The following is a 10,491-nucleotide window of genomic DNA, read 5'->3' as shown; positions in this document are numbered from 1 at the left end:
TGTTTTATTGGTATGAGTATGGATACTACTCGTGAAGATATGTCACAAGCAGTACTTGAGGGTGTTGCCTTTGCCTTAAGAGATAGCTTTGAAGTAGCAAAATCTCTTGGAATAAACATAGAAAGTACTAAGATTTGTGGTGGTGGAGCAAAGAGTAAAATATGGGTTGAAATTATTGCAAATGTATTAAATATAAATGTAGATAGAATAGAAGCTGAAGAAGGTCCAGCTTTAGGTGCTGCTATATTAGCGGCAGTAGGTTGTAAAGAATTTAGTAATGTAAAAGAAGCTACAGATAAAATTGTAAAAATATCAGAAACAGTAAAACCGAATCTAGAGCTAGTTTCACATTATGACGCTAAATATAAGAAATTCGTAAAAATTTATCCTGCAGTAAAGGATTTATATACAGAATTAATATAAAAGAGGTGAAGTATGAAAATTTTAAATGTAAGTGATAATGCTTTTAAAAAATATGGGAAGATACTAAAAAACTCTCAGTATATGGATGTTATAAAATTAATGAAGGTGATTGAGTGTCCGGAAAACGTTACATATAAACCGTCAGTTAAAGCATTAGAAGATACAAAGGATATGAAAGTTTTATCTAATGAAGTGTATGGAGGAATGCCTATACAAATAGGTTACTGCAATGGTCATAATAATAAGTTAAATGGGTTAGAGTATCATAGAGACAGTGAAGTAAACATCGCAGTAACAGATTTAATTTTACTTCTTGGTTTACAACAAGATATTACAGATGATTTTACTTATGATAGTTCAAAAGTGGAGGCATTCTTAGTTCCGGCTGGGACAGCTATAGAGGTTTATGCAACTACACTTCATTATGCACCATGTGGGGTAAATAATAATGGATTTAAATGTGTAGTAGTTTTACCAAAGGGCACTAATACAGATATTGACTTTGAAGTATCTAAAGAAGGAGAAAGTTCATTACTATTTGCAAGAAATAAATGGCTTATAGCTCATGAAGAAGCCAATATAGCAAATGCAGTAAATGGTATACATGGAGAAAATATAACATTATAAAGATAAAGGGGAATATAGATTATGAATAATATGCCAAAAATAAAAATAGGAATAGTTTCAGTAAGCCGTGATTGTTTTCCAATGTCACTTTCAGAGAATAGACGTAAGGCAGTAGTAAAAGCTTATACTGAAAAATATGGAGATATATATGAATGTCCAACGTGTGTGGAAAATGAAATACATATGAGAAAAGCACTTAAAGAAGTTAAAGAAGCAGAGTGTAATGCATTAGTAGTTTATCTTGGAAACTTTGGTCCAGAAACATCAGAAACTTTATTAGCTAAAGAGTTTGGCGGACCAGTTATGTTTATAGCCGCAGCAGAAGAAAGTGGAGACAAGCTTTTAGATGATAGAGGAGATGCATATTGTGGTATGCTTAATGCAAGCTATAATTTAAAACTTCGTAACATAAAAGCATATATACCTGAATATCCAGTAGGAACAGCAGAAGAATGTGCAGATATGATTAATGAATTTGAGCCAATAGCAAAATCAGTTTATGGACTTGAAAATCTAAAAATAATATCTTTTGGTCCTCGTCCTCAAGATTTCCTTGCTTGTAATTCTCCAATAAAACAACTTTATAATCTCGGAGTAGAAATAGAAGAAAATTCAGAACTTGATTTATTTGAAGCTTTTAACAAACATGCTAATGATGAACGTATAGCGAGTATAGTTAAGGAAATGGAAGCTGAACTAGGAAAAGGAAATAAAAAACCTGAAATATTGGAGAAACTTGCTCAATATGAACTTACATTATTAGATTGGGTTGAAGAACATAAAGGATCACGTGATTTTGTTGCAATAGCAGGTAAATGTTGGCCAGCATTTCAAACTCAATTTGGATTTGTTCCTTGCTATGTTAACAGCCGTCTAACAGCTAAAGGAATTCCAGTTTCTTGTGAAGTTGATATATATGGTGCGCTTAGTGAGTTTATAGGAACTGTCGTAAGTAATGACACAGTAACATTACTTGATATAAATAATACTGTACCTAATGATATGTATGTTGAAGAAATAAAAGATAAATACAACTATACATTAAAAGATACATTTATGGGATTCCACTGTGGAAATACTGCATCTAATAAATTATCATTCTGTGAAATGAAATATCAAAAAATAATGGCGCGTTCTTTACCAGAAGAAGTAACTCAAGGTACTTTAGAAGGAGATATAGTTCCTGGGGATATAACATTCTTCCGTTTACAAAGTACATCAGATGCTAAATTACGTGCATACATCGCTCATGGAGAAGTATTACCTGTTGCAAGTAGATCATTTGGAGCTATAGGAGTATTTGCTATACCACAAATGGGTAGATTCTATCGTCATGTACTTATAGAGAAGAACTATCCACACCATGGAGCTGTAGCATTTGGACATTTTGGGAAAACTTTATATGAAGTATTCAAATACTTAGGAGTATGCGTAGAAGAAATAGATTATAATCAACCAAAAGGTGTTCGTTATAAAACTGAAAATCCATTTTGTTAATTTTTAAAATAGGGGGGAGAGTATAAAGTATGAAATTTTTTATAGACACAGCCAATGTAGAAGATATTAGAAAAGCAAATGACACAGGTGTTATTTGTGGTGTAACAACTAATCCATCTTTAATAGCTAAAGAAGGAAGAATATTTGAAGATGTAATAGCTGAAATTGCAAGTATAGTAGATGGACCAATAAGTGGAGAAGTAAAAGCAACAACAGAAGATGCAGAAAGCATGATAGCTGAAGGGCGTGAAATAGCGAAAATTCATCCTAATATGGTAGTAAAAATACCAATGACCATTGAAGGGTTAAAGGCTTGTAAAGCTCTTAGTCGAGAAGGCATAAAAACAAATGTAACTCTTATATTTACTGCAAACCAAGCATTACTTGCAGCAAGAGCTGGCGCAACTTATGTATCTCCTTTCTTAGGAAGATTAGATGATATATCAGTAGCAGGAATAGAACTTGTACGTTCAATATCAGAAATGTTTAAACAATATGAAGACATAGATACTCAAATAATAGCAGCATCTGTGCGTAATCCTATTCATGTAAATGATTGCGCTATGGCAGGTGCACACATAGCAACAGTACCATATGGAGTGATAGAGCAAATGGTTAAGCATCCTCTTACGAATGAAGGTATTGAAAAGTTTAAGGCTGATTATAAGAAAGTGTTTGGTGAATAAATATGATTAATGTTGAAGAAAGAGAGTTAAGGCTTGAGGCTTGTAATGTACGTAAAGGAATAATAGAAGGTACATATAATGCCAAATCAGGACATCCAGGTGGAAGTCTTTCAGCGGCTGATTTATTTACATATTTATACTTTAGAGAAATGAATATAGACCCTAAAAAACCTAAATTGGAAGCACGAGATCGTTTCGTGCTTTCTAAAGGTCATACAGCACCAGGTCTTTATTCTACACTTGCTAATAGAGGATTTTTCTCGGTAGATGATCTCTCAAAGTTAAGACAAATAGATAGCTATCTACAAGGTCATCCTAATATGAACACAGTACCTGGGGTAGATATGAGTACAGGTAGTTTAGGACAGGGGATATCAACAGCAGTAGGTATGGCTAAAGGAGCTAAATATTTAAATTTAGATTGTCGTATTTATACACTTTTAGGAGATGGAGAAATTCAAGAAGGTCAAGTGTGGGAAGCTTTGATGTTTGCATCACATTATAAATTAGATAATTTATGTGTAATTATAGATAACAATGGACTACAAATTGATGGATCAGTTGAAAATGTTATGAGTCCTTATCCAATACTTGATAAACTAAATGCATTTGGATTTGAATGTGAAGTTATAGATGGACATAGTTTTGATGAAATGGAAAAGGCTTTTAATAAAGCTCGTAATACAAAAGAAAAACCTTTTGCAATTTTAATGAAAACTATTAAGGGTAAAGGGATATCATTTATGGAAAATAATGCAGGATGGCATGGAAAAGCTCCCAACGAAGATGAATATATAAAAGCTATGGAAGAATTAAATTTAGAATATAAAAAGTGGGAGGGCAAATAAATGACATTAATAAAATCAGATATAAAGCCAATTGCCACACGTGATAGCTATGGAAATGCATTGGTTGAATTAGGAAATGAATATGATAATCTTGTAGTACTTGATGCAGATCTTGCAGCTGCTACAAAGACAGGGGTATTTAAAGGTAAATTTCCCAATCGCCACTTTGATTGTGGAATAGCAGAATCAAATATGATGTGTGTTGCGGCAGGAATGAGTACTATGGGACTAGTGCCTTTTGCTAGTACTTTTGCAATGTTTGCAGCAGGAAGAACTTTTGAACAAATTAGAAATACAATCGCATACCCACATTTAAATGTAAAAATAGGAGCAACTCATGGAGGAATATCTGTAGGTGAAGATGGAGCTAGTCATCAGTGCTGTGAGGACTTTGCACTAATGCGTAGTATACCAGGTATGGTAGTTCTTTCTCCATCAGATGATGTTGAAGCAAGAGCTGCTGTAAGAGCTGCATATAAATATAATGGACCAGTATACTTACGTTTTGGAAGACTAGCAGTACCTGTATTCCATAATGAAGATGACTTTACTTTTGAAATCGGTAAAGGTGAAGTATTACAAGAAGGTGATGATATAGCAATTATTGCTACAGGAATAATGGTACATGAAGCTATTGAAGCTGGAAATATATTAAAAGAACAAGGTATAAAGGCTCGTGTAATAAATTTATGTAGTATTAAACCTCTTGATGAAGAACTTATATTAAGAGCAGCTAAAGAATGTAAAAAAATAATTACTTGTGAAGAACATTCTATTATAGGTGGTCTAGGAGATGCTGTAAGTGGATATTTATCTCAAGTATATCCAACTATAGTTAGAAAAATAGGTGTTAATGATGAGTTTGGTCATTCAGGAACGGCTAAAGAATTATTAAAACAATTTGGCTTAACTTCAGAAAATATTGTAAAAGCAGTTAAAGAAATTTTATAAAAAGTAACTTTATAAAAAATAAATGTGCTATTTTGTGAATAAAATATATTAATAATTTGCACTTTTTTACAAATAAATACTAAAAATTACTTTTTATGATAAATTTTGTTAAATTTATTGAAAACGTTTTTATTATTAATTATAATTTAATTACTTATTAAAATTGTTTTAAAAAGTATTTTAATTTGATAGAATTTGAATATTTTGTTATGAAAGGGGGATGATTTATGAAGGAGTTTTTAAGAATGGAGAATATACATAAAAGATTTCCAGGTGTATATGCTCTAAAAGGTGTAAATATTTCTATAGGCAAAGGAGAGGTACATGCTTTATTAGGTGAAAATGGTGCAGGTAAATCTACTTTAATGAAAGTATTAGGTGGAGTTCATAAGCAAGATGAAGGAAAGATATATGTAGATGGTAAAGAAATAGCATTTATAGATCCTAAAAAGGCAACAGAACTTGGAATAGCCTTTGTTCATCAAGAATTAAATCTTTCAGAATCTTTAAGTGTAGCAGAAAATATGTATATGGGAAGATTACCATATAAAAATCCAATTTTAGGAATAGTTGATTATAAAAAATTATACAATGATTCTAATGATATTTTACAGGAACTAGGGGTAAATATTAAGGCTACAGACATAGTGTCACAACTTCCAACAGCTAAAAAACAAATGATTGAAATAGCAAAAGCAATAAGTCAAAATGCAAAAATTATTATTTTTGATGAGCCAACTACTTCATTGGCAAATAATGATGTAGAAACTTTATTTAGAGTAATAAATAAATTAAAAAATAATGATGTATCTATTATATATATATCACATAGATTAAAAGAAATTTTTGAAATTTGTGATAGAGCAACTATTATGAGAGATGGAACTTATATAGGAAGCTGTGATGTAAAAGATGTAGATCAAAAAGATTTAATTAGAATGATGGTTGGTAGAGAATTAAATGATTTATTCCCTAAAGTGACAGTGACACCAGGAGATGTAGTATTGGAATGTAAAAATATAAATAGTTATGATAATAAAATCAAAGATGCTAGTTTTAAATTAAGAAAAGGAGAAGTAATTGGTTTATCAGGACTTGTTGGATCAGGAAGAACTGAATTAGTAAGATTAATATTTGGTGCTGATAAAATGGCTTCAGGAAATATATATATTCATGGAAAAAAAGTAATTATAAATAATCCAATAGATGCTATAAAAAACAAAATATGTCTTATAACAGAAGATAGAAAAAAACAAGGATTATGTTTACCATTATCTGTTGAAGATAATATAACTATAACTATGTTAAATAAAGCAATATTAGATAAAAAAGTAATGAAGGAAGTTTCTTTTAAATATAAAGAGTTACTAAAAATAAAATCATCTAGTTTGGAAACAGCAGCTGGAACTTTATCAGGGGGTAACCAACAAAAGATTGTTATTGCCAAATGGCTAAATACAGATAGTGAAATTTTTATATTTGATGAACCTACAAAAGGGATAGATGTAGGTGCCAAATCAGAAATATATAATTTGATTAATGACTTAGTTAAAAGTGGCAAAAGTGTAATAATGATTTCATCAGAAATGCCAGAATTACTTGCTATGTCAGATAGAGTATATGTAATGTGTGAAGGTAGAATCACAGGTGAACTTGATAAAGAAGATTGTACTCAAGAAAAAATAATGGAATTAGCTACTATAGGGGGAGAGTTAAATGGAAAAGAAATTGAATTTGAAGAAGTTATTAACTGATAACTGGTTATATGTTGTATTAGCATGCTTAGTAATAATATTTTCTATTATTAGTCCTAAATTTCTAGGCAAAGCTAATATAGGTAACTTTTTTAGACAAATACCAACTGTAGGAATAATAACTATTGGTATAACTATGGTTTTAATAACAGGAGGGGTAGATTTATCAATAGGATCTATAGCTGCTTTTGCTGGGACTACTGCTGCATACTTAGCAACTATAGGAGTTAATCCATTAATAGTTATAAGCATAACTTTACTAATAGGATTATTTTGGGGAGGATTAAATGGATTATTGATAACTAAATTTAAGTTAGAACCATTTATATTAACTCTGGGTACTAACTATCTTATAAGAGGTATCATATTATTTGTAACTAATGGTATATATATCAAAGGTGTGCCAAATTGGTTCTACAATATGTCAAATACAAAGGTTTTCCTAAATATTATATATAGCAACACGATAATATTTGCGATATTAGTAATAGCAGCGGTATATTTAATGAAAAATACTAGATTTGGAAGATATTGTTATGCAATAGGGTCAAATACAGAAGCTGCTAGATTATCTGGAATAAAAACAGAAAGACATTATATAAAAGTATACATGTTAGAAGGTTGTTTAGCTGCAGTAGCTGGAATATTATTAATGTCAAGTTTAAATGTTGGAGCACCAGATGAAGCAGTTGGATTAGATGCATTTGCAATGGCAGCAGCAATAGTAGGAGGAACTAGATTTGGTGGTGGAATAGGAACTATAGGTGGAGCAATAGCTGGTATATTTACTATAGAAATATTTAAAAATGGACTTACTATGTTAGGTATGAATGCATTTGTTCAAGATTCTGTTACAGGTTTAATAATAATAGGTGCGATTATAATTGACTTCTATAGAAAAGGTAGTTTCTCTAAAGTTAAAAAAGTTGTAAAAAAATCAGATAAAAATATAGCTTAAGTGCTATAGAATTATATAAAAAATCAGATAAAAATAATATTATATTAGGGGGAATCAAGATGAAATTAAAAAAATCATTGGCAGTTATTCTGAGTGTTATGTTAATGGGAAGTAGTATAGTAGGATGTTCTTCAGCAGGCGAAGAGAATAAAACATTATACTTTATACCAATAGTTGATACAGGTGCATATTGGTCACCTATGAAAAAAGCTGCTCAAGATAGGGCAAAAGAGTTAGGATATGACTTAGTATTCAAAACTTCACCTCCAACTCAACCTCAAAAAAATGAAAAGCATTTAGGTTTCTTGGAGGAAGCAATTGCTGAAGATGCAGCTGGAATAGCTATTGCACCAATTGATCCAGATATGTTTGATAGAAAAATTAAAGAAGCAACAGATGCAGGTATACCAGTAGTTACATTTGATGCTGATGTAAAAACACCAGAAAATAGATTATCTTATGTAGGAACAGATAATAAATTAGCTGGTATAGAATTAGGAAAACAAGGAGCTACATATTTAAAAGAAAAAGGTATAACTTCAGGTAAAATATCTTTAGTAGCAGTGAATCTTACACAAACAACTATGATATCAAGACAAGAAGGGATAAAAGAAGGATTTGAAGAAGTTATGGGAGCTGATGCCAAAAACTTCACTTGGTTAGAACCAATACAAGATGACGATCAATCAGCAGAATCTAAAAGACAATTAGAAGGTCAAATAACAGCTAATGATGATATGGTTGCAACATTCTCTCTAGGATCAGAAGGACCAGATACAGGTGTAATGGAAGCTATAAAATCACAAGGTAAAGAAGGAAAGATATACCACTTTGGTTTTGACTATACACCTACATGGGAAAATGGTATAGAACAGAATTTAATAACAGGAATAGTTGATCAAGATTCTTATGCAATAGGAAGACAAGTAATAGATACATTAGTTGAAGCTATCGAAGGTAAAGAAGTAAAAGATAACTATCCAATTGATGTTAAGTGGATATTAGCAGATGAAATAGTAGAGTACGGAAAGAAAAAGGAAGCTCAATTTACAACAGAAACTACTGAATAATAAATTTTTATATATTTATAAACCGGTGATTTAGGGGGAAATAAGTACATGGTAACAATAGAAAATCCGATATTAAAAGGTTTTAATCCTGATCCAAGTATTTGTAGGGTTGGTGATGATTATTATATAGCTACATCTACTTTTGAGTGGTTTCCAGGTGTTCAAATACATCATTCTAAAGATTTAAAAAATTGGAAACTGATAAGTAGACCTTTAAATAGAATGAGTCAATTAAATATGTTAGGAAATCCTGATTCAGGTGGTATATGGGCACCTTGCTTAACATATTGTGATAATAAGTTTTGGTTAATATATACAGATGTTAAGATGCTAGATGGTATATGGAAAGATACTCCAAACTATTTAGTAACATGTGATACAATAGATGGACAGTGGAGCGAGCCTATATATTTAAATAGTAAGGGTTTTGATCCATCTTTATTCCATGATGATGATGGAAAGAAATATTTAGTTCAAATGGTATGGGATCATAGAACTAATAACCATCCTTTTTATGGGATAATGTTGCAAGAGTATTCTGTTGAAGAACAGAAATTAGTGGGAGAAGCAAAAGTTATATTTAAAGGAACTGATATAAAATTAGTAGAAGGTCCTCATATATACAAAAAAGATGGATATTATTACTTAGTTGTTGCAGAAGGTGGTACGCAATATGAACATGCTATAACAGTTGCTAGATCAAAAGAATTATGGGGAGAATATGAAGTTCATCCTAATAATCCAATGTTAACTTCTTACAACAATCCTAAAAATCCATTACAAAAAGCTGGTCATGGATCTTTTGTGCAACTTCATAATGGTGATTGGTATGCTGTTCACCTTGTAGGAAGACCTTTAACAGAAAGGGGATATTGCCCGCTTGGGAGAGAGACTTCTATTCAAAAGATAATTTGGAATGAGAATGAGTGGCCATTTATAGATGGAGGTAATGAACCTAAATTAACTATAGATATAGAAGGAATAGAAGAAGTTAAACAAATTACTAATGTAGTTGAATATGATGATTTTGATAGTGAAGAATTAAATATACATTTCCAAACACTTAGAGTGCCTTTAGATGAAAATACAATGACATTAAAAGAAAGACCAGGGTACTTGAGATTATATGGAAAAAATTCATTAAATTCAAAATTTGTTCAATCATTAGTTGCTAGACGTTGGCAAAGTTTTAAATTTACATCACAAACATGTTTAGAGTTTAAACCTGATACTTTCCAACAAACTGCTGGTTTAGTATGTTATTATAATACTGAAAACTGGATGTACTTAAATATTTCATATGATGAGGTTGAAAATAAAAGAGTTATAGATTTCATTGAATGTGATAATATGAAATTCAATCAACCTTATATAAATGATAAAATCTATATAGATGATGATATTGAAAGAGTGCATTTTAGGGTAGATGTGAATTATAGCAAAGTTAGGTTTGCATACTCTTTTGATAAAGAAAACTGGAACTATTTAGATATTACATTACAAGCAGATAAACTATCGGATGATTATATTGTTGAGAATGGTAATCCAGGATTCTTTACAGGTGCATTTGTAGGAATGTGTTGTCAAGATATGACAGGCAATAATATAAACGCAGATTTTGATTATTTTATATATAAAGAATTATAGAAATAAAAGAGTGCTATAATAAATACTAGC

10 protein-coding genes are annotated in these 10,491 nt (G+C 30.9%); all 10 read left to right on the top strand.

Features of this window, described 5'->3' with window-relative positions:
- A partial coding sequence (locus J7G74_RS01560) for an FGGY-family carbohydrate kinase (RefSeq protein WP_297130964.1) occupies positions 1–423 on the top strand: 423 nt, incomplete at its 5' end.
- A gap of 12 nt (positions 424–435) precedes the next feature.
- Complete coding sequence (locus tag J7G74_RS01555) at positions 436–1,050, top strand: DUF4867 family protein (RefSeq protein ID WP_297130961.1); 615 nt, start codon at positions 436–438, stop codon at positions 1,048–1,050.
- A 21-nt stretch (positions 1,051–1,071) separates the two neighbouring features.
- Positions 1,072–2,547 carry an L-fucose/L-arabinose isomerase family protein gene (locus J7G74_RS01550; RefSeq protein WP_297130957.1) on the top strand — a complete coding sequence of 492 codons (1,476 nt, stop codon included), beginning with the start codon at positions 1,072–1,074 and terminating at the stop codon, positions 2,545–2,547.
- 29 nt (positions 2,548–2,576) lie between these two features.
- The gene (gene fsa, locus J7G74_RS01545) at positions 2,577–3,233 is read left to right on the top strand and encodes a fructose-6-phosphate aldolase (RefSeq protein WP_297130954.1); all 657 of its coding nucleotides are present in this window, start codon (positions 2,577–2,579) and stop codon (positions 3,231–3,233) included.
- 2 nt (positions 3,234–3,235) lie between these two features.
- Entirely contained in the window at positions 3,236–4,081 is an 846-nt protein-coding gene (locus J7G74_RS01540) for a transketolase (RefSeq protein ID WP_297130951.1), read from the top strand.
- The gene (locus J7G74_RS01535; protein WP_297130946.1) at positions 4,082–5,032 is read left to right on the top strand and encodes a transketolase family protein; all 951 of its coding nucleotides are present in this window, start codon (positions 4,082–4,084) and stop codon (positions 5,030–5,032) included.
- Positions 5,033–5,259: 227 nt separating this feature from the next.
- Positions 5,260–6,786 (top strand): sugar ABC transporter ATP-binding protein, encoded by a 1,527-nt coding sequence (locus tag J7G74_RS01530; protein WP_297130943.1) that lies wholly within the window; start codon positions 5,260–5,262, stop codon positions 6,784–6,786.
- A complete protein-coding gene (locus tag J7G74_RS01525; RefSeq protein ID WP_297130939.1) occupies positions 6,749–7,744 on the top strand; it encodes an ABC transporter permease in 996 nt (331 codons plus the stop codon). Before J7G74_RS01530 ends, J7G74_RS01525 begins: the two co-directional genes overlap by 38 nt.
- A 59-nt stretch (positions 7,745–7,803) precedes the next feature.
- Complete coding sequence (locus J7G74_RS01520) at positions 7,804–8,814, top strand: sugar ABC transporter substrate-binding protein (protein WP_297130936.1); 1,011 nt, start codon at positions 7,804–7,806, stop codon at positions 8,812–8,814.
- Positions 8,815–8,862: 48 nt separating this feature from the next.
- Positions 8,863–10,461: a glycoside hydrolase family 43 protein gene (locus J7G74_RS01515; protein ID WP_297130934.1), complete on the top strand. Its 1,599-nt coding sequence runs from the start codon at positions 8,863–8,865 to the stop codon at positions 10,459–10,461.
- Positions 10,462–10,491 lie beyond the last annotated feature (30 nt).

Origin of the sequence: Terrisporobacter sp. (assembly GCF_017888745.1) — a bacterium.
In the GTDB taxonomy this organism is placed as follows: Bacteria; Bacillota; Clostridia; order Peptostreptococcales; family Peptostreptococcaceae; genus Terrisporobacter.
This window is presented reverse-complemented; position numbering and strand designations above follow the sequence as displayed.